Raw genomic sequence first — 18,787 nt, 5'->3', positions numbered from 1 at the left:
GCCCGCTCTTGGTGCCCAAGGCACTGCAATCGAGGTCCTATCCCCCCATGAGACTTCTCGCCCTGGCCGCTTCGGCCCTGGTCTTTACCGCCGCTTCCACGCTCTCCCCCGCCGTCGTCCAAGCCCAGGACAAGGCCGCCGACGCCAAAGCCGACGACAAGTCGACCGACGATCGCCTGGAGCCTTTCCCCGAGGCCAGATCGGTCAAGCAATCGGCCGTCATCGGCGGCAAGACCGTGAACTACACGGCCACGGTCGGCTCTCTTGCGGTCAAGGACGACAAGGGCAAGGTGATCGGCGAAGTCGTCTATACCGCCTATACCCTGCCCGGACGCGCAACCGACCGGCCAGTGACTTTCGCCTTCAACGGCGGCCCCGGCGCGGCATCGGTCTATCTCAACCTCGGCGCGATCGGCCCCAAGCGCGTGCCGTTCGGCGCACAGGGGGATGCCCCGTCGGACCCGGCGGTCCTGCGCGACAATCCCAACTCCTGGCTCGACTTCACCGATCTCGTCTTCATCGATCCCATCGGCACCGGCTTCTCGCGCTCGCGGTTAGACGAGGAACAGACGAAGAAGGCATTCTACTCTGCCGATGCCGACATCCATTACCTCAGCCGCATCGTCTATGACTGGCTCGTCGCCAACGACCGCCTGACCAGTCGCAAGTACCTGACCGGCGAAAGCTATGGCGGCTATCGCGTCCCGCGCCTTGCCTATTACCTGCAGACGCAGATGGGCGTGGGCATTTCGGGCATGACGCTGGTCTCGCCCTATCTGGACCCACCCGCGATCGGCGAGGACGACGCGCTTTCGCCCCTGCCCTGGATGATCGCCTACCCCTCCATGGCGGCAGGCCATTTCGAACGACAGGGCCTGCACCTCGACGATGCCACGATGGGTCCGGTCGAAACCTACATGCGCACGCAGTTCGTGCAGGATTTCCTCGCCGGTCCGCGCGACAAGGCTGCAACCGACCGGCTTTCGGCCAAGGTCGCGGAACTGACCGGGCTCGATCCGGCGATGGTCCGGCGCATGAACGGGCGCGTCGACATTGCCACTTACCTGCGCGAAATCCGCCGCGATCAGGGCCTCATCGGATCGGTCTACGATTCCAACTACACCGCTTACGATCCCTTCCCGGCCAGCGCTTCGCCCGAGTACAACGACCCGTTGCTCACCACGCTGATCGCGCCGACGACTTCGGCCATGGTGGACTTCGTCACCCGGCAGGTCGGCTGGAAGGTCGACGCGCGCTACAACGCGCTGTCCTACGACGTGAACGAGAAATGGGACCGCGACGATACCGACAGCCCGGTTTCAGACTTGCGGCGTGCCATCTCCATCGACCCGAAGATGACGGTCGACATCGTCCACGGTTGGGACGACCTGTCCTGCCCCTACTTCGCCTCGCGCCTGATCGTTTCGCAAATGCCCGACTTCGGCGTCGAGAACCGGGTGCGCCTGCACATGTATCCCGGCGGGCACATGTTCTATTCGCGCTCCGACAGCGGGGCGAAGATGCGTCAGGATGTCATGGCCAGCTACCGGGCAAGGAACTGAGCGCGCAGCGTCAGGTTCTCGAAGCCATCGATTCAGCGCGACGGGGCAGCGCACGAAGCGTATGATCGCCCGATCCAGTCGGGAGATAAACCGTGCGCCTGCCCCTGCTTGCAGCGGCGGCCCTTGTCGCCGCTTCGCTGACCGCCCCCGCCGCTGACGCCGCCGACGGTAATGTCGGCCCGCCAGCCGAGCGTATCACCGTGACGCTGAGCAACTTCACCTTCGATCCATCGGTGATCGAACTGCACCACGGGCGCGCCTACGTCCTGCACATCGTCAATGGCGCCAGGGGAGGCCACAACTTCCAGGCCAATGCCTTCTTCGCCGACGCCGCTCTTGCCCCGGGCGACCGGGACAAGGTGACGGGCGGCAAGATCGAGCTGAAAGGCGGCGAGGCGGTCGATCTCAGGCTGACCGCCCCGCAGGCACCGGCGACTTATCCGCTCAAGTGCACGCATTTCCTCCATGCCGGGTTCGGCATGAAGGGCAAGATCGTCGTCGACTGACGCGATTCAGAGTTTGCCGAACTTGGCTTCGTAAGCGGCGCTGTCTCCGCTGGAGAGCAGCTTGGCCTGCTCCACCCAGTTGTCGCGACGCGGACGACCGGCAAAGGAGCCGAGCTTGGTGTCCAGCTCGTCGAGATCGGCATCGGTCCAGCCAGCGATCTGCTCGTAGCGAGTCACACCGAGCGAAGTCAGCAACGTCGCCATCTTCGGCCCCAAGCCCTTGATCTTGCGCAGATCGTCCGCCTCTCCGGCTGCAGGTGCGGGGCTGGGCGCAGGCGTTTCGGCCGCGGCGGGAGCGGCTTCCGGGGCACGCTGAGCTGCTGCCGGCTTCTTCACCGCATCCACTTCGTCCTGCGCTGCGACCGCGATCACTTCGCCGATCCCGGCCATCGTCCCTGCCATGGCGGGCGGATCGATGTGGGCGGCAGGCGGCGCGTCGATCAGCGCCTGGTTGCGCTTGGCGGGAGCCGCCCCTTCGTCAAGAACGTCGGGCCGGCGATCGCGCTGGCCCTGCTTCGAGCCATGCACGAAAAGCCAATAGGCAACGACAATGCCGATCAGCAGAGCGGCAATAAAGATCAGCCAATTGGCTTCGATCATCTGCACCAAGATCTATCCCTTCCGGTTCCACAAGAGCCAGCCGATGCCGAAGCCGACGCAGTAGGTCAGCAGCACCGAGACGGCCATTTCAAGCCAAAGCGGCATCCGCGCATCCTTTCTGCCACAATCCCGTGGCTTCGCGGAACTGCCCATGACCAAAGACGGGCGCGCGCTCAACAGACAAGTTCATATCAACCCGGGCCCGGCGTATCGATCGGCGTCGGCTTGACCGGCGCCGAAGTGATGACCGAGAATTCGATGCGGCGGTTGGCCGGATCGAGCGGATCGAGCCCGGGGATCGGATCGCGCGCGCCGACGCCGGTCGCCCGCAACCCGTCGGCCGGGATGCCACGACCCACGAGAGCCCAGCGCACGGCTTCCGCCCGCGCCTTGGACAACGCGACATTGGCCTCGCTGTTGCCGCCGCCATCGGTATGACCGGTGACCGCGATGATGCTGCCGACGCAGGGTCGCAGGGCATGGGCGACTTCATCGAGCAACCGCTCGCTGGCCGGATCGATGCGCGCGCTGGCCTCGGAAAAGCGGATCGTGCGGGTTTGCAGGATCGTCTGGACGTCGTCCTGGCAATGCAAAGTGGTGACGGCCGGGACGCCGTCGCTATCGCGCGCCCAGCTTACACCGCCAATACCCGGCACTTCCGCAACCGCCAATGCCACCCGCGTGCGCGTGGCCGCGTCGAGCCTGCGCCCTCCGGACAGGATCGGATGACGCGTGTACCAGCCGTACCGATCGCGGAATGCCAGCGCGATGCCCTGCCCGCCTGCCGCATCGCGGGCCGCCACTGCCTTGCGCTCCAGTCCTTCGATGAAGACCGGACCGTAAAGGCGAGACGCGGCAAACGACAGGGCCAGGCACAGGGCAGCTCCGGCTGCGGCAATCGAGGCTCGGCGCGGGTTCATGCCCTGAAGCCTAGGGCGCAAACCCGGCGCTGTCAGCCTCCTTCGCGCGAATTGCCCCCAAGCGAATCGGCAACATCGACAAGCTTGACGAACTCCTGCCGCCAGTAGTCGTCCTGGCTACCGGCAAGCTGGCGGATCTGCGCAGGCGTGAAGCCGCCCAGCAGATCGTCCCCGCGCAGCGACTGGCCGAAGGCGGCCACAGCGGCGGCAAAGGCGAAGTCCCCGCTCGGCCGCACGGCCGACGCCATCAGGCGCGCCGGCACCGCGCGTTCGATCAGCTTTGAAACTTTCCCGTCGGGCAACTTGTAGCGCAGCTTGACGAAGGCCAGCTCGCCGGCCTGCCGCGCCGCCGCGGGCAGCGGATCATCGTAGCGGCGCGGCGCGATCCAGCCCTTCGCACCGGCAGGCACGATCTCGTAGATCGCCGTCACCTGGTGACCGGCGCCGATGTCACCGGCATCGACCTTGTCGTTGTCGAAGTCCTGTTCGCGCAAAGCCCGGTTCTCATAGCCGAGCAGGCGATACTGGCTGACTTGCACAGGGTTGAACTCGACCTGGATCTTCACGTCCTTGGCGATGGTGAACAGGGTCGAACTCATCTGCTCGCCCAGCACTTTCTTCGCTTCCAGTGCGCTGTCGATGTAGGCGTAGTTGCCGTTTCCGTGGTCGGCGATCTGCTCCATCAGCGCTTCGTTGTAATTGCCCTGTCCGAAACCGAGCGTGGTCAGCGTGATGCCATTGTCGCGCTCCTTCTCGATCATCGCGATCAGGTCGTCGTGGTTGGTGACGCCGACGTTGAAATCGCCATCGGTGCCGATGAGGATGCGGTTGACGCCGCCTTCGATGAAGTTGTCGCGGGCGATGTTGTAGGCCAGCTGGAGCCCGGCTGCCCCGGCCGTCGAACCACCCGCCTGCAACCGGTCGAGCGCGTCGCGGATCTTGCGCGTGTCGTTGGTTGGCTCGAGCACCAGCCCGGCCGCACCGGCATAAACAACGATCGAAACCTTGTCCTGCGTGCCCAGTTCGCCGGCGAGCCCGGCCAGCGCCGACTTGAGCAAGGGCAGCTTGTCGGGCGCATTCATCGAGCCGGACACGTCGACAAGGAAGACCAGGTTCGCGGGCGGCCGTCCGTTGCGGGGCAGGTCATAGCCGCGCAGACCCACGCGCAGGAGCCGCGTCGCCGGATTCCAAGGCGTGACCGCAAGATCGGTCGTCACCGAGAAGGGTACGTCCCGAGCTGCGGGGCGTGCATAGTCGTAACGGAAATAGTTGATCATTTCCTCGGTGCGCACGGCCCGCGCCGGCGGAAGCTGGCCTTGCGCCAGGAAGCGGCGGGCATTGGCATAGGCCCCGGTGTCGACATCGACCGAGAAGGTCGAGACGGGTTCCTCGCGCGCGAGATGAACGGGCGAAACTTCCTTGCCCTCGTACTGCTCGCGCCCGGGATCGGTCGCCACCTGTACCGGTGGAACGAGCATCCGCGAGGTCGTGGGTGGCGGAGGAGGTGCCGGCGGGGGAGGTGCCGCCATCGCGATCGCTGGAGGTGGGGCAACTTGCGCCTCGGCCTGCACCGAGTCCGCCGACTTGCGCAGCCCGGTCGTGACAATGAGCGCTTCGATCTGAGCCGTCACGGCAGGTGGCCGCTGGGTCGCGAGCTCGCGCGGCCTTGCTGCATCGGCCTGCGCGGCGCCTTGCCCGCTCGCCAGATCGCCGGTTTCACTCGCGCAGCCGGCGACAAGAAAGAGAACCGTCGAAATACTCGTCCCCGCGATCCATGAACGCGAGCCTGCACTTTGCTTCGGCATGGCCTTCCCTCCTCTCGGATTCTTTCCCGAGATCAAGAAGGGCCCAGCGCGGGTTAATCGCGACTGAATGTTATTGGTGCGCGACGAACCGATTACAGGGACTTAATCGGATTCAGGCCGCCTTGGTCTTCTGGAACAGCTTGCGATCCTCCGGACCGAAGGCCTTCTTCCAGATGACGTAGAGGTACGAGCCGAGGATCGCCGGGATGCCGAACAGCAGTTCCGCCCATTCCGGCAGGTACTGGGTCGCAAGGAAGCCGATGACGACCGCCGGGGCGGCCGCCCAGACCAGCGCCCAGCGCCAGTTGTTGATCTTCTCGCCAAGATGCTTTGCCAGCATGAGCGACTTGACGACCGAGGCGAACCCAAGCGCCAGCATCAGTGCAATCGCCGCGGCCGCCGCCTGGAACAGCGAATTGTAGCCGTAGTGCTGCATCAGCATGATGCCCGCGAGCGTCAGGGCCGCCTGCAGGCCGATGGTGACGACCGAGACCACGAGGTTCTTGACCCGGGCGACGTAGATCAGCGCCGCCTCGCTGACGACCGCGGTTGCCGCGACGACTTCCGCAGCCAGCAGGAAGGCCAGAGCGCCGGTACCGCCGACGAACTCACGCCCGACCAGACCCATGACGCCTTCACCCGGAATGCCGAGGGCAAGCGCAATGCCGGCCTGTGCGGCGGTGATCCAGAAGCCCACCTGGCAGACCTGCCGGGCAATCGCCCCGTAGTCCCTTTCCTTCAGGTTGCGGGTGATGACCGGCCCCAGCACCGGCTCGAAGCTGGTCTTGAGCTTCTGCGGCAGGCTCGCGACCTGCTGGGCGGCGTAATAGACGCCGACCGCGGCGGGCGGTGCAAGGAAACCGAGCATGAAGATATCGACGCGGCGCGTGCCCCACTCGATGGTGTCGGCCAGCGCAATCGGCATCGAGCGTACCGCGAGACGACGCATCTGCCCGACCTTGGGCCGCCAGTGATACGGCAGGCCGTATTCGCGGATGAAGGGAATGAAGGCGGTGATCGCCGCTGCGAAGATCGAGGCGATATAGGCCAGCGAAAGGCCGCTTTCGGGCGCAATCCAGATCATTGCGCCGGCCATGATCGAGATCGTCCAGGGTTCGACGATGGCGCGCGACCATACCGTAGGGCTGATCCGCAGGCGATAGGCCAGCGCCGCCAGCCAGATCTCGGTCAGGGTCAGCGGCGGGATGGCAATCACCATCAGCCGGTCGATCTCGGTGTACTTGCCGCCCGGGAACGTCAGCGCGGGCACGAACCAGAGGATCAGTGCCCCTGCGCACGAGGCGAGAATCGCCAGGATCATGCCATCGGCCACGACATTGGCGGGATGGACCTCGCCCTCGGTATCGGAGAGACGCTGCGCCAGGCCGCGCTTCTCGCCCATCGTGCAGATCATCGCGCAAAGTTCGATCACCACCAGTGCGGAGGCGAAGCGACCCAGCGCCGCCGGACCGTAGACCGCAGCACGGCCGGCGATGAAAAGAAACGGTATGCGCGCGGCGAGGCGCAGGAAGAACCCGAAGAAGTTCGTCCGCCCGCCCTTGGCCAGCGCTGCAATGTCATCCCGGTCGCCGGAACCGGGCGCGCCCTGGGCGCTGCCGGAAGTCTCGCTCAAGTACTGGCTTCCTGCTCTGCGCGCAGCGGCCGTGCGAGCATGTCTTCAACCACTGTAGCGGCAGGTGCATCGCCCTTCAGCAAGCTGCACACGGCCTGCACGATCGGCATGTCGATCCCCTCGCGCGCGGCCAGTTCGGCAAGGACCGGAGCGGTGGCCGCGCCTTCGGCAACGCTGTTCTTGCCCGATAGGGCTGCAGCCGCCGACTGTCCCTGCCCGATCGCAAGACCGAGCGAGAAGTTGCGGCTGGAGGTGGAATTGCAGGTCAGCACCAGATCGCCGAGGCCGCAAAGGCCGGCCAGCGTCTCTGCCCGCGCGCCGCGCGCTGTGCCGAAACGCAGCATCTCGGCATAGCCGCGCGCGATCAGCGCCGCGCGGGCATTCTGGCCGAGGTTGAGCCCCTCGACGACGCCGCACGCAATGGCGAGCACGTTCTTCACCGCGCCGCCGATCTCGGCGCCGATAACGTCGTCGGAATAATAGGGCCGCAGGGTGTGGCGCACGATCAGCGGCGCAAGGCGGTCCCATTGCGCTTCCCCGCCCGCGCAGGCGAGCGTCACCGCGGTCGGCAACCCGGCGGCGACCTCATGCGCGAACGTGGGGCCCGACAGCACGGCCAACTGCGCATCCGGCGCAGCCACGGCGGCCACATCGGACATCAGCCGCCCGGTCCCGGCCTCGATCCCCTTCGCACACAGGACGAGGTCATGTTCGCCCTTGGGCAATTGGGCAATGACGGAGGCGAGGAACTGCGCGGGCACGACCAGCAACAATGCCGACAGCCCCGCCATCTCGCCCAGGTCGCCGGTGGCGCGGATCGTCGGAGCCAGACTCGCGCTCGGCAGGAACACGCTGTTGCGGTGCTGCGCGTTGATGTCCGCCACGACTTCGCTCTCGCGCGCCCAGAGCAGCACGTCGCTGCCGTCGCTCGCCAGCGACTGCGCCAGGGCCGTGCCCCAGGCGCCTGCGCCGATGACCCCAACCTTGCACGTCATGCCTTCACTCCCGCACCGCGAACGGCTTCTGCATTGGGATCGAGCGGCCAGCGCGGGCGCGCGGCCGTATCCAGCGGATCCGACTGCCCCAGCGCAAGACGCTCGACACCCGCCCAGGCGATCATCGCCGCATTGTCCGTGCACAGGCCCAGCGGCGGCGCGACGAATGGCAGGCCATGATCTTCTGCAAGGGCTTCCAGCGCACCGCGGATCGCCTTGTTCGCAGCGACCCCACCGGCAACGACCAGCGCGTTCATCTCGCCCACGCCCTTGAGCGCGCGCCGCGTGCGGTCGATCAGGCAGTCGATCGCGGCCTGCTGGAACGAGGCGGCGATATCCGCATCGGTATAGTCCGGGTCCGCCGCAGCATCGAGCGCGTGCTTGGCGCGCATCACCGCACTCTTGAGTCCCGCGAAGGAGAAGTGCGGCTCGGCAGATCCCACCAGCGGGCGCGGCAGGGGCACTTTCTTCGCATCGCCCTGCGCGGCCAGCCGCTCGACCGCAGGACCACCCGGATAGCCCAGGCCCAGCAGCTTGGCGGTCTTGTCGAAAGCCTCGCCCAGTGCATCGTCGATGGTCGTGGCCAGGCGGCGGAACCGCCCGACGCCTTCCACCGCCAGGATCTGGCAATGGCCGCCCGAAACCAGCAGCAGCAGATAGGGATAGGCCAGGGCCTCGTCGGCAAGGCGCGGCGAAAGGGCATGGCCTTCCAGGTGGTTGATGGCAATGAGCGGTTTGTCGGTCGCCATGGCCAGCGCCTTGGCGGTGACAAGGCCGACCATCACGCCGCCGATCAGGCCGGGTCCGGCAGTGGCGGCAATCGCATCGACATCTTCCAGCTTCATGCCGGCATCGGCCAGCGTGGCTTCGATGAGCGGGGCAAGGCGTTCGGCATGGGCGCGCGCGGCGATCTCGGGCACGACACCCCCATAGGGGCGGTGCACCTCGTCCTGCGACGCGATGCGCTGCGCAAGAATGACGCGCCCGTCGGTCACGAGCGCGGCAGCCGTTTCATCGCAGGAAGATTCTATCCCGAGAACTGTCCTCATCGCGACTTTCCCTGAACGACAATGCCGGGTAGCACAACCCGCCGATGGCACACGATAAACAAGACATGAAACTCCGCCTCGGCACACGCCGTTCACCGCTCGCCATGGCCCAGGCCGAGGAAGCGCGCGATCGGCTGGCCGCAGCCCATGGAATCGATCCCGCGCATATAGAGATCGTCGCGGTTACCGCCAGCGGGGATCGCATCCAGGACCGCGCCCTCGCCGATATCGGCGGCAAGGCGCTCTGGACCAAGGAACTCGACGCCTGGCTCGCCGCCGGAGAGATCGATTTCGCAGTGCATTCGGCCAAGGACGTGGAGACGATCCGGCCCGACACCTTTGCGATCTGCGCGGTGCTGCCGCGCGCGGACGTGCGCGACGTCCTGATCGGGGCGGACAGCATCCATGCCCTGCCGCCCGGCGCCGTGGTCGGCACCAGCGCCCCGCGCCGCGCCGCGCAGCTCCTTCACGCCCGCCCGGACTGCTCGGTCATCACCTTCCGCGGCAATGTCGCCACGCGGCTTGCCAAGCTGGCCGCGGGGGAAGCCGATGCGACGTTCCTCGCCGCTGCCGGGCTCGAACGCCTGGGCCAGACCGGAACCGGCCACCCGCTGGCCGAGGATGAATGGCTCCCGGCGCCGGGACAGGCCGCCATCCTGATCGAATGCCGCGCCGACGATGTGCGCACCCTCCAGATCCTCTCGGCCATCGACGACGCGCCCAGCCGCGCCGCAGTGATGGCCGAGCGCGCGCTGCTCGCCTCGCTCGGCGGCAACTGCCACAGTCCGATCGCCGTGCTGACCCGGCTCGAAGGAGACCGGATCGTGCTGCGCGGCGCGCTGTTCAGCCCCGACGGCGCCGAGAAGGTGGAAGGCGAGATCCGGTTCGGCAAAGACGACCTCGACGCCCCCGCCAGACTGGGCGCGGACCTTCTTTCCCGCGCGGTTCCGGCCATCGCCGCCCATTTCGACGGACCGGCCTGAGCGGGGCGATGACCCCTCTCGTCATCATTCGGCCCGAACCGGGCGCCGGCGCCACCGAAGTTGCAGCCCATGCCTTGGGCCTCGATGCGCGCTGCTATCCCCTCTTCGCGGTCCGCCCGCTGGCATGGGAGCCGGTTCCCGCATCGGAAATCGACGCGATCCTGCTCGGCAGCGCCAATGCCCTGCGCCATGGCGGCGCGGCGCTGGAAGCTTACCGCGGGCATCCCGCCTATGCGGTGGGCGAAAAGACGGCCGCTGCGGCCAGAGCCGCCGGCCTTGACGTGGTGGCCACCGGCAAGGGCGGCCTGCAGCGCGTCCTCGCCAACCTGGCACCGGCGCACCGCCGGCTGCTCAGGCTCGCCGGACGCGAACGGGTCGCGCTCTCGCTGCCCCCCGGCGTGACGATGACCACGCGCGAGGTATATGCCAGTGAAGTCCTGCCCCTCCCGGCTGACCTGAAGCATCTTCTGAGCGCGCCCTGCGTCGTCCTGCTTCATTCCGGCGAGGCGGCCGCGCACTTCGCGCAATCGGTCGAAGCATCGGGAATCGATCGCAGACACGTTTCGCTTGCCGCCATCGGCCCCCGCGTGGCCGCGCGTGCCGGCGATGGCTGGGCCGCGCTGCGCAGCGCCGATGAACCGAGCGATGCCGCCTTACTGGTCTTGGCCTCGCAGATGTGCCAAGACACTGCAAACAGGGTCCCATAACCGAAAAAGGCTCGATGCAGGACAATTCAGCGATATCTTCTGCAACCCAGACCCGCCCGCGCTCGCGCAGCGGGGTGATCTTCGTGGCTTTGCTCGCCTTCCTGCTGGGCGCCCTGCTGGTCGCCTGGGCAGGATCGCGCGGCTATCTCGACAAGCTGCAGCCGGTCGAGGCACCGACCGAAGAGCCGGCTGCGATTGCCGAGCCGGATACCGAAAGCCCCGTCCCCGAGACCCCTGAGCAGCCTTCGCAGCCCACTGCCAAGCAGCTTGCCACAATCGGATCGATCGAGGGGCGCTTGGCGCTGCTGGAGGACCGGCTTTCCCGCATCGATTTCCAGACCGACGCCGCTTCGGGCAATGCCGCAAGGGCCGAGGGCCTGCTGATCGCCTTTGCCGCGCGCCGAATGGTCGACCGTGGCGAGCCGCTCAGCTACGTCGCCGACCAGCTGCGCCTGCGTTTCGCCAATGCCCAGCCGCGCGCGGTGCAGACGGTGATCGATTTCTCGAAGAACCCCGTCACAATCGACGAATTGCGCGCGCGCCTCGAGGCGCTTTCGCCTGAACTGAGCGCGACCGGTGGCGACATGAGCCTGTGGGACCGTGCCCGCACCGAACTGGCCGGGATGTTCAAGGTCCACCGCGATTCGGCAGCACTGATGAGCCCGTCGGCACGCATCGAACGCGCCAGCGTCATGCTCACCGCCAAGCGCATTGGCAGCGCAGTCTCCGAAGTGGAACGCCTGCCGGGCGCGGAAGCCGCCGACCGCTGGATCGCCGACGCCCGCCGTTACGAGGAAGTCCAGCGCGCGCTCGACCTGCTGGAAACCACGGCCATGCTCGAACCGCGCCGGCTGCAGGATGCCGAAGGCCACAAGGTCGATCAGCCCAGTCCGCTGGCAACGCCGGCCGCGCCGGGCCCCGTGCCCGGCATCGACGAAGCGGATCAACCGATGGAATTGCCGGTCAACTGAGCCCGGCGCGACGGCCGGGCCTGCGTCCTTATCCCTGCAGCAGCGCGGGCAGCTTGCCCGACATACCCCGCGCCTCGTCCATAAAGAAGCGCTTGAGCGTGGGCATGCGCTGCACCGCGCCCATGCCGAGGCGGCGCGCTGCGCTGGGAAGGCGGCCCGGAATGCCAAACAGGCGGGTCAGCCCGTCAGTCACCGACATGACCATGAAGGCATCGAGGCTGCGCCACTTTTCGTAGCGGGCCAAGAGCTGCGCATCGCCCGGCTCGAGGCCGAGGCGCATCCCTTCGGTCAGCACTTCGACAAGTGCGCCGACATCGCGCAGCCCCAGGTTGAGGCCCTGCCCGGCGATCGGATGCATGCCATGCGCGGCGTCACCGATCACCGCGAGACGATCGTCGATCACGTGCCCTGCATGGTGGAAACGCAGCGGATAGGACATGCGCGGCGCGGAAAGCGAAATCGCGCCCAGCACGCCATGCATGCGCGAGGCGACTTCGTTGACGAACATCGCATCGGGCATGGCGGCGATCCCGGCAGCGTCCTTTTCGGCAACGGTCCAGACCAGCGCACTGCGATGGCGGCCCTCCCCGTCGTCGAGCAGCGGCAGCAGCGCAAAGGGACCGGCGGGATAGAAGATCTCCCACGCGGTATTGTCGTGCGGCTTGTCATGAAACAGCCCGGTCACGAAAGCGCGGTGCTTGTAGTCCCACTTGGCGAGCGCAAATCCGGCTTCGTCGCGGGTGGGCGACTGGCGGCCCTCCGCCGCGACGAGCAGGCTGGCCTTGAGCACGCGGCCGTCGGATAGCTCGACTTCGACCCCGTGGGGCCCGCGATCGCGCCGCACCGCCTCGGTCTTTACATGCCAAGCGATGTTGGGTTCCTGCCGCGCCGCGTCGAACAGCGCGATGCGCAAGTCGCGGTTGGCGAACATGCGGCCCAGCGAACCTTCGTCGGGCTTGGGCGTGAAATCGATCCGGCCCGGCTTCATGCCGTCGGTGACCGCGATGGAATCGATCGGGCAGCCCAGCGCATCGAGGCTGTCGGCGATGCCGATGTTGCGAAACAGGTTCCAGCTCGCAGTCGAGATCGCCGAGGCGCGGCCATCGGCGCCGACCGCGGTCAGGTCCGCGGGATCGGCCCGGTCGATGACGTGGCTGGTGATGCCCGAGCGGGCGGCCGCCAGTGCCAGCGTCATGCCGACAAGGCCGCCGCCAAGGATGATCAGGTCGCGGCGCTCCCCCGGTTCGGGGATCGCCGCCTGCTGCGTGGTCGTCTTCGATTCGCTCATCGCGAGCAGCTATCGGCCTCTGAAGCGTCGATGTCGAGACACCTGCCGTCCCACGTACCCGCCGGTTCGACCAGACCGATCTGCGCGGCGAGCGTCGGAGCGATGTCGACCGTCTCCACCGGCTGCGGCTGCTCCATGGTCACCGTGCCCCGGCGCCAGAACAGCATCGGCACGCGGCGGTCGTAGTCCCAGGGGCTGCCGTGCGTGGCGGTATAACCCGGGCGCGGCTCGGTGCCCGGCACGACGGCGCGTCCGGTCATCATCAGGACCTCGCCCGAGTGATCGGGATTGTAGGAAGCCGCAACGCGCTCGATCATCGACCAGTCCTGCGGGTTGCCGCTGGGGACCTTGACCGCCTTGAGCTCGTCGGCGGTATAGACCGCCGCGATCTGCGGATTGGCCTTGAGCCGCGCGACCAGCGCCGCGATCACCTTCTGGCGCTGCTTCTTGCTCAGGCCGTCGGCCAGCCAGATGTCGCCCGAACCGCCTGCACCGTAAAGAAGCGGGCCCGACTTCGCTGTGATCCCGGTGTCCTGCGACACCGCCTGCGACAGCGCCTTGCCGGTCAGCGAAGGATCGAGGCGCGCTGCATCGGGCACGCCCTGCTCGCGCAGGCGCTCGGGCGCGTCGATACCGCCGTGGTCGGCCGAAAGCACGACCAGGTAATCGATCCCGCGCGCATCGAGCGCATCGAGCAGGGTGCCGATGGTCTGGTCGAGCTGCGCCATCTGGATGCACATCTCGACGCCCTCGGTGCCATAGGCATGGCCGACCTTGTCGGTCGCCGAATAGCTGACGGAAAGAACGTCGGTCACGTCGTCCTTGCCAAGGCCCATCTCGTCGACAAGGCGCACGGCCATGTCGGTGGTCGCCGCGTCCATCCGGGGACTGAGGCTGAAGCCCTTGAAATCGCCCGACTTGAGCGGGAAGCGATAGGTGCCGATCGAAAACCCACCGAGCGGCAATGCGCGATCCACCGCGCCGCACCAGCCGGGCACCGGCAGGTCCCCGCCCCCTGCCCCTACCGTCTGCGCCAGCGCGGCATTCTCGGCCTCGGCGGCAGGGGACAGCTTGCGGTCGGCATAGCTGGTAAAGCCCTTGCCCTTGAACCAGTAGGCGGCATCGGCGGTGTGCCCGCTCATCATCACGACGGCGCGGTCCTTGGCCGAAACCGCGACATTGAGCGCGGCCGGGTTACGCTGCTTCATCAGGTCGCCCAGCGTCGGCGCCTTGAGGTGATCGGGGGAGACGACAGGATCGTCCGAAGTGCTCTGCGGATTGTTTTCGTCTTCGGCGCAATAGACCTGCTTGTCCTCGCGGCCGATGCCCGGGACATACCAGTTATTGGCGATGATGCCGGTCCGCGCCGGGTGAACGCCGGTCAGCAGCGTCGAATGCCCGGGGCACGTCTCGGTAGCGGCATGCGACTGGAATCCGGAAGGGAATACCGCGCCTTTCAGCAGACGGCCGAGGCCGTGGCTGTAATGCTCACGATACTGGGCAAACAGGTCGGCGGAAAACTGGTCGACCGCGATGGCCACGATCAGCTTCGGCTTTTCCTGCGCTGCCTCGGCTGCAGGCGCCTGCGGGGACGGCGCTTCTTCGGCGAATGCGGGCGCTGAAAGAGCTGCGAAACCGGCAAGAACGAGCGGTGCGAGGCAAAGGCGCGAGGCGAAGGGCATAAGGGGGGAGGTTCCTTGAAAAGTCAGCGCAATGCAGGCAATGCAACTTTGGCCGGAGCGAATATGTTTCGCAAGGCCGCGGGATGCACGGGAGCTTCATGGATACGCGCCGCTATCGCCTGTTTGTGGCAGTCATGTGTCACCTGCTGGCCCTGTTCCTGCTCCCGGCAACGGTATCGGCGGCGCCGAACCATATCGCTGCGCAGCTGGTAGCCGGGCCGCCTGCCCCGGGCGGCGGGCAGGTCACCCTCGCGATAGACATGAAGCCTGAAAAGGGCTGGCACGGCTACTGGACCAATCCGGGCGACGCCGGCCTTGGCATGCAGCTCGACTGGGCCCTGCCCTCCGGCGCGAAAGTCGGCCAGCCGCAGTACCCGGTGCCGCATACACTGATCGTCTCCGGGCTGATGAACCATGTCTACGAAAGCGACTATGCGGTTCTCGTTCCGCTGACCCTGCCTGCCAACGCGCGGCCGGACAGCCGCCTGTCGGTGCGCGTCAAGGCGCAGTGGCTGGCCTGCACCGACCAGATCTGCGTGCCCGAACGTGCCGACCTTGGCACCGAAGTGGTTGTCGGCGGCCCCGGACAGGATCCGGCGCGCTTTGCCGAATGGACCCGCCGCCTGCCCGCCCCGCTCGACGCACCGGTCAACATGGCGCTTTCCGACAAGGCCCTGCGTCTGGCAATCCCGCTTCCGGCCTCGGTCGACCTTGGCGAACCGCACGTGTTCATCGCGCAGGACAAGGTGGTCGACTACGCCGCGCCGCAAGTCTTCGCGCGCAAGGGCGACCTGCTGCTGGTGACGATCCCGCGCGTCGGCTTCGACCCGCAGAGACCGACAACGATCGAAGGCGTGCTCAAGTTCGACCGGGCCGGCAATGGCATTTCCTTCACTGCAAGGCCGGGTGCAGTGCCAACGGGCGGGGAAACGATCGCGACCGGCGATGCACCGGTGCTGCCCGCCCTGCCCTGGCTGCTGCTGGCCGCGCTGGCGGGCGGCTTGCTGCTCAACGTCATGCCCTGCGTCTTCCCGATCCTCAGCCTCAAGGCGCTCAGCCTCGCCCGTGCCGGAGAGAGCGAGGCCCATGCGCGAATCGAAGGGCTGGCCTATGCCGCCGGCGTCATCGTCGCCTGCCTGGCCCTTGGCGGCGTTCTCCTGGTGCTGCGCGCGGCGGGCGAGGAAGTGGGCTGGGCCTTCCAGTTGCAGGAACCGCTGGTCGTCGTCGGCCTGCTGCTGCTGGCAAGTGCGATCACCGCCAACCTGCTCGGCCTGTTCGAATTCGCCGTTCCCGGGTTCGTGGCCGGCGGCAGCCCGCGCAGCTATACGCAGGGCGCCTTTGCCACCGGCCTGCTCGCCGCCTTCGTTGCGACGCCCTGCACCGGGCCGTTCATGGCAAGCGCGATGGGCGCGGCGCTGCTGCTGCCGGTCGTGCCTGCGCTGGCGCTCTTCGCAACGCTGGGCCTCGGCATCGCCCTGCCCTTCATCGCCGTCGCCTTCATCCCGGCCTTGCGCCGCCGCCTGCCCAAGCCGGGGGCATGGATGCGCCGCTTCCGCCTGATCATGGCCGTGCCGATGGGCCTCACCGCCCTGGCCCTCGCCTGGCTGGCATGGAAGATCGGCGGCGAATGGTTCCTGCTCGGCGCGCTGCTGTTCACGGGCATCGTCCTTGCCGCCCTCGCCGGCGCGGGCATGGCCCAGCGCCGGGGACGCAGCGCTACGCCAGCGGCACTGCTCGCGGCCTTCGCTGCCATCGCGGGCCTTGCCATCCTGCCCCAGCCGGGACCGAACGCCGCGCATGTCGACAGCATCCTGAAGACTGCGCCGTTCAGCGAGGAAGCGCTGGCGCAGGCCCGCGCTTCGGGCCATCCGGTCTTCGTCTACATGACGGCGGACTGGTGCCTGACCTGCAAGGTCAACGAGGAAGTCGCGATCGAGCGCGAGGACACCCGGGCCGCCTTCGAAAAGGCAGGCGTGGTGGTACTGCGCGGTGACTGGACCCGGCGCGATCCGGAAATCACCCGCTACCTCACCGCCCAGGGGGCTGCCGGCGTTCCGCTCTATGTCTGGTACGCACCGGGCCGCGCACCCGAAAAGCTGCCCCAGGTGCTGACCCCTGCACTGCTTGCGGAGAAAGCGGGCCGCTGATCCTGCCGCGTTTGCGGCAGCTCCCGCTCCTCGGCGAGATATTGACGCGGATTCATCTTTGCCAGCGGTGAGTCCCCTAGCCGCCCAACGCAAAACCGTTAGCCGCGTTATCGTTATCAGGAGACGAATTGGAACCGCGATTCGGGACGCCGCCGGATGGGATCACCCGCAGTCAACAGTTTGCAGGATCATGGCCAGCAGGCCGGCTCGTTCTGGATCGAGGCCGTCGACGATGTCCTGATCGTCGCGGTGACCGACCGTGCCGGGCGCATCCTCTATGCAAACGACCGGTTCTGCGAGATCAGCGGCTACGGTCACGACGAACTCGTCGGCGCCAACCACCGCATCCTCAACAGCGGCCATCATGACCGCGGCTTCTTCAAGACCATGTTCAAAACGATCTGCGCCGGCGAGATCTGGCGCGGGGAAATCTGCAACCGGGCAAAGGACGGCTCGCTCTACTGGGTCTCGACGACGATCTTCCCCGAACTCGACGAGGCGGGGGAGGTCTGCCGCTTCGTTTCCTGTCGCTTCGACATCACCGAACAGAAGAACGCCGAGCAGCGCATGCGCGAGATGGCCGTCACCGATGCGCTCACCGGGTTGCAGAACCGCCTCGGCTTCCAGCATCGCTTCGCCCAGCTCCTGAGCGAGGCGCAACTGCACCGGCACGGGTTGGCGCTGCTGATGCTCGACATCGACAACTTCAAGGACATCAACGACGTCAGCGGGCACGATGCCGGTGACCAGTTCCTCAAGACCATGGCCTATCGCCTGCGCACCGTGCTGGGCAGCGAGGCGCTGATCGCAAGGCCCGGCGGCGACGAGGTCGCCATTGTCCTGAAGCGCACGCCCGACAGCGCGCCGCTGGCGGACATTGTCGAACAGTTGCAGGAAGCGGTCAGGGCTCCCGTCCAGATCGGACCGGCTTTCCTGCTTGCGACGGCAAGCATCGGCCTTTCGGTCTATCCAAAGGACGGCCAGTGCACGGCCGAGTTGATCAATTGCGCCGACGTCGCGCTCTATTCGGCCAAGCGCGTGGGCCGGAACCGCTGTGTCCGCTTCAAGCCGGAAATGCTGGAGCGCACGCGGCGCCGCGTTCTGATCCAGGAACAGGCGCACGCAGGCCTTACTGCCGGACAGTTCGAACTGTTCTACCAGCCCATCGTCGGCCTGCATGAAAGCGGCCTGCCATCGTTCGAGGCCCTGCTGCGCTGGCATCATCCGGTGCTCGGCCTGATCGCACCCGGCGTCTTCGAGGAGGTTTTCGAATCGCGCCAGCTCTGCGCGGAAATCGGCACGTTCGTGCAGGAAGCGGTGATCATGCAGACCCGCGCCTGGATCGATGCAGGCATTCCGTTCGCGCAAGTGAAATACAACACGACGACCGCCGACTTCGACGCCCCGCACTTCGCGGCACGCCTCCTGACCCTGCTCGACCGGCATGGCGTCGGTGCCGAACGCATCGGCATCGAGGTGACGGAAGGCATGTTCCTGGGACAGCAATCGGAGACCGTCCGGCGCGAACTTCATGCGCTGTCGAACGCAGGCGTCGAAATCGCCTTCGACGATTTCGGCACCGGCTTTGCCTCGCTCACGCATCTGAAGGAACTGCCGATAAGCCGCTTGAAGATCGACCGCAGCTTCATCACCAACCTGACCAGCGACACCCGAGACCAGAAGATCGTCCACGGCATGATCGCTCTCGCGCACAGCCTGGGCATTTCGGTAACCGCGGAAGGTGTCGAGACGTCGGATCAGATGGAACTGCTCACGGTCATGGGATGCGATCGCGTCCAGGGCCATTTCCATTGCGAGGCCATTCCCGCGGCCCAGGTTCCGGCGGTGCTCAACCGCCTCAACCCGTCATCCAACGTGCGGGTTGCCGCCTGAGCGGCAGGCAGGGGCGATGTGTGGCGCCCTGCTGCCTGCCGCTCAT

Annotated in this window: 15 protein-coding genes; 7 read left to right on the top strand and 8 right to left on the bottom strand. The window is 66.9% G+C overall.

Features of this window, described 5'->3' with window-relative positions; translation table 11 throughout:
* Nucleotides 1-47 precede the first annotated feature (47 nt).
* Together SPHV1_RS08060 and SPHV1_RS08055 are read left to right on the top strand one after the other, a co-directional pair.
* Complete coding sequence (locus tag SPHV1_RS08060) at nt 48-1,562, top strand: S10 family peptidase (protein WP_054945519.1); 1,515 nt, start codon at nt 48-50, stop codon at nt 1,560-1,562.
* 92 nt (nt 1,563-1,654) lie between these two features.
* Nucleotides 1,655-2,068 (top strand): cupredoxin domain-containing protein, encoded by a 414-nt coding sequence (locus SPHV1_RS08055; RefSeq protein WP_054945518.1) that lies wholly within the window; start codon nt 1,655-1,657, stop codon nt 2,066-2,068.
* Nucleotides 2,069-2,074: 6 nt separating this feature from the next.
* Here the strand turns inward: SPHV1_RS08055 and SPHV1_RS08050 are convergent, their stop codons facing one another.
* The 6 genes from SPHV1_RS08050 to tsaD form a co-directional block, all read right to left on the bottom strand.
* Nucleotides 2,075-2,668, bottom strand: coding sequence for a hypothetical protein (locus SPHV1_RS08050; RefSeq protein ID WP_054945557.1), 594 nt, complete (start codon nt 2,666-2,668; stop codon nt 2,075-2,077).
* Between the two features lie 191 nt (nt 2,669-2,859).
* Nucleotides 2,860-3,588, bottom strand: a complete 729-nt coding sequence (locus SPHV1_RS08045) for an OmpA family protein (RefSeq protein ID WP_054945517.1) — start codon at nt 3,586-3,588, stop codon at nt 2,860-2,862.
* A 32-nt stretch (nt 3,589-3,620) separates the two neighbouring features.
* Complete coding sequence (locus SPHV1_RS08040) at nt 3,621-5,393, bottom strand: VWA domain-containing protein (RefSeq protein WP_054945516.1); 1,773 nt, start codon at nt 5,391-5,393, stop codon at nt 3,621-3,623.
* A gap of 112 nt (nt 5,394-5,505) precedes the next feature.
* The gene (locus SPHV1_RS08035) at nt 5,506-7,026 is read right to left on the bottom strand and encodes a lipopolysaccharide biosynthesis protein (RefSeq protein ID WP_054945515.1); all 1,521 of its coding nucleotides are present in this window, start codon (nt 7,024-7,026) and stop codon (nt 5,506-5,508) included.
* Entirely contained in the window at nt 7,023-8,021 is a 999-nt protein-coding gene (locus SPHV1_RS08030) for an NAD(P)H-dependent glycerol-3-phosphate dehydrogenase (RefSeq protein ID WP_054945514.1), read from the bottom strand. The genes SPHV1_RS08035 and SPHV1_RS08030 overlap by 4 nt, the downstream gene beginning before the upstream one ends.
* Nucleotides 8,018-9,070: a tRNA (adenosine(37)-N6)-threonylcarbamoyltransferase complex transferase subunit TsaD gene (gene tsaD, locus SPHV1_RS08025; protein WP_054945513.1), complete on the bottom strand. Its 1,053-nt coding sequence runs from the start codon at nt 9,068-9,070 to the stop codon at nt 8,018-8,020. The genes SPHV1_RS08030 and tsaD overlap by 4 nt, the downstream gene beginning before the upstream one ends.
* A gap of 44 nt (nt 9,071-9,114) precedes the next feature.
* Here tsaD and hemC point away from each other — a divergent pair, with 44 nt between their 5' ends.
* The 3 genes from hemC to SPHV1_RS08010 are packed head-to-tail and all read left to right on the top strand — an operon-like array spanning nt 9,115 to nt 11,731.
* Entirely contained in the window at nt 9,115-10,053 is a 939-nt protein-coding gene (hemC, locus tag SPHV1_RS08020) for a hydroxymethylbilane synthase (protein WP_054945512.1), read from the top strand.
* Nucleotides 10,054-10,061: 8 nt separating this feature from the next.
* Complete coding sequence (locus tag SPHV1_RS08015; protein WP_054945511.1) at nt 10,062-10,760, top strand: uroporphyrinogen-III synthase; 699 nt, start codon at nt 10,062-10,064, stop codon at nt 10,758-10,760.
* Between the two features lie 14 nt (nt 10,761-10,774).
* Nucleotides 10,775-11,731, top strand: coding sequence for a hypothetical protein (locus SPHV1_RS08010; protein WP_054945510.1), 957 nt, complete (start codon nt 10,775-10,777; stop codon nt 11,729-11,731).
* A gap of 28 nt (nt 11,732-11,759) precedes the next feature.
* Here the strand turns inward: SPHV1_RS08010 and SPHV1_RS08005 are convergent, their stop codons facing one another.
* Together SPHV1_RS08005 and SPHV1_RS08000 are read right to left on the bottom strand one after the other, a co-directional pair.
* Complete coding sequence (locus SPHV1_RS08005; RefSeq protein ID WP_054945509.1) at nt 11,760-13,019, bottom strand: UbiH/UbiF/VisC/COQ6 family ubiquinone biosynthesis hydroxylase; 1,260 nt, start codon at nt 13,017-13,019, stop codon at nt 11,760-11,762.
* Complete coding sequence (locus SPHV1_RS08000; RefSeq protein WP_054945508.1) at nt 13,016-14,701, bottom strand: alkaline phosphatase family protein; 1,686 nt, start codon at nt 14,699-14,701, stop codon at nt 13,016-13,018. Before SPHV1_RS08000 ends, SPHV1_RS08005 begins: the two co-directional genes overlap by 4 nt.
* 98 nt (nt 14,702-14,799) lie before the next feature.
* On the opposite strand from SPHV1_RS08000, the gene SPHV1_RS07995 reads away from it, so the two are divergent.
* Together SPHV1_RS07995 and SPHV1_RS07990 are read left to right on the top strand one after the other, a co-directional pair.
* Complete coding sequence (locus tag SPHV1_RS07995) at nt 14,800-16,848, top strand: protein-disulfide reductase DsbD (protein ID WP_054945507.1); 2,049 nt, start codon at nt 14,800-14,802, stop codon at nt 16,846-16,848.
* Nucleotides 16,849-17,004: 156 nt separating this feature from the next.
* Nucleotides 17,005-18,741, top strand: a complete 1,737-nt coding sequence (locus tag SPHV1_RS07990; protein WP_054945506.1) for a bifunctional diguanylate cyclase/phosphodiesterase — start codon at nt 17,005-17,007, stop codon at nt 18,739-18,741.
* Nucleotides 18,742-18,787 lie beyond the last annotated feature (46 nt).

Source organism: Novosphingobium sp. KN65.2 (genome assembly GCF_001368935.1).
Taxonomy (GTDB): Bacteria; Pseudomonadota; Alphaproteobacteria; order Sphingomonadales; family Sphingomonadaceae; genus Novosphingobium; species Novosphingobium mathurense.
Note: the sequence above shows the minus strand (reverse complement) of the source record. Positions and strands in the feature narration are given on the sequence as shown.

Excerpts from the sequence above, each read along its gene's own strand:
- SPHV1_RS08010 (WP_054945510.1), top strand. The coding sequence starts at position 10,775 with ATGCAGGACAATTCAGCGATATCTTCTGCAACCCAGACCCGCCCGCGC.
- SPHV1_RS08060 (WP_054945519.1), top strand. The coding sequence starts at position 48 with ATGAGACTTCTCGCCCTGGCCGCTTCGGCCCTGGTCTTTACCGCCGCT.
- SPHV1_RS07990 (WP_054945506.1), top strand. The coding sequence starts at position 17,005 with ATGGGATCACCCGCAGTCAACAGTTTGCAGGATCATGGCCAGCAGGCC.
- SPHV1_RS07995 (WP_054945507.1), top strand. The coding sequence starts at position 14,800 with ATGGATACGCGCCGCTATCGCCTGTTTGTGGCAGTCATGTGTCACCTG.
- SPHV1_RS08015 (WP_054945511.1), top strand. The coding sequence starts at position 10,062 with ATGACCCCTCTCGTCATCATTCGGCCCGAACCGGGCGCCGGCGCCACC.
- tsaD (WP_054945513.1), bottom strand. The coding sequence starts at position 9,070 with ATGAGGACAGTTCTCGGGATAGAATCTTCCTGCGATGAAACGGCTGCC.
- SPHV1_RS08000 (WP_054945508.1), bottom strand. The coding sequence starts at position 14,701 with ATGCCCTTCGCCTCGCGCCTTTGCCTCGCACCGCTCGTTCTTGCCGGT.
- SPHV1_RS08045 (WP_054945517.1), bottom strand. The coding sequence starts at position 3,588 with ATGAACCCGCGCCGAGCCTCGATTGCCGCAGCCGGAGCTGCCCTGTGC.
- SPHV1_RS08005 (WP_054945509.1), bottom strand. The coding sequence starts at position 13,019 with ATGAGCGAATCGAAGACGACCACGCAGCAGGCGGCGATCCCCGAACCG.
- hemC (WP_054945512.1), top strand. The coding sequence starts at position 9,115 with ATGGCACACGATAAACAAGACATGAAACTCCGCCTCGGCACACGCCGT.
- SPHV1_RS08050 (WP_054945557.1), bottom strand. The coding sequence starts at position 2,668 with ATGATCGAAGCCAATTGGCTGATCTTTATTGCCGCTCTGCTGATCGGC.
- SPHV1_RS08030 (WP_054945514.1), bottom strand. The coding sequence starts at position 8,021 with ATGACGTGCAAGGTTGGGGTCATCGGCGCAGGCGCCTGGGGCACGGCC.
- SPHV1_RS08040 (WP_054945516.1), bottom strand. The coding sequence starts at position 5,393 with ATGCCGAAGCAAAGTGCAGGCTCGCGTTCATGGATCGCGGGGACGAGT.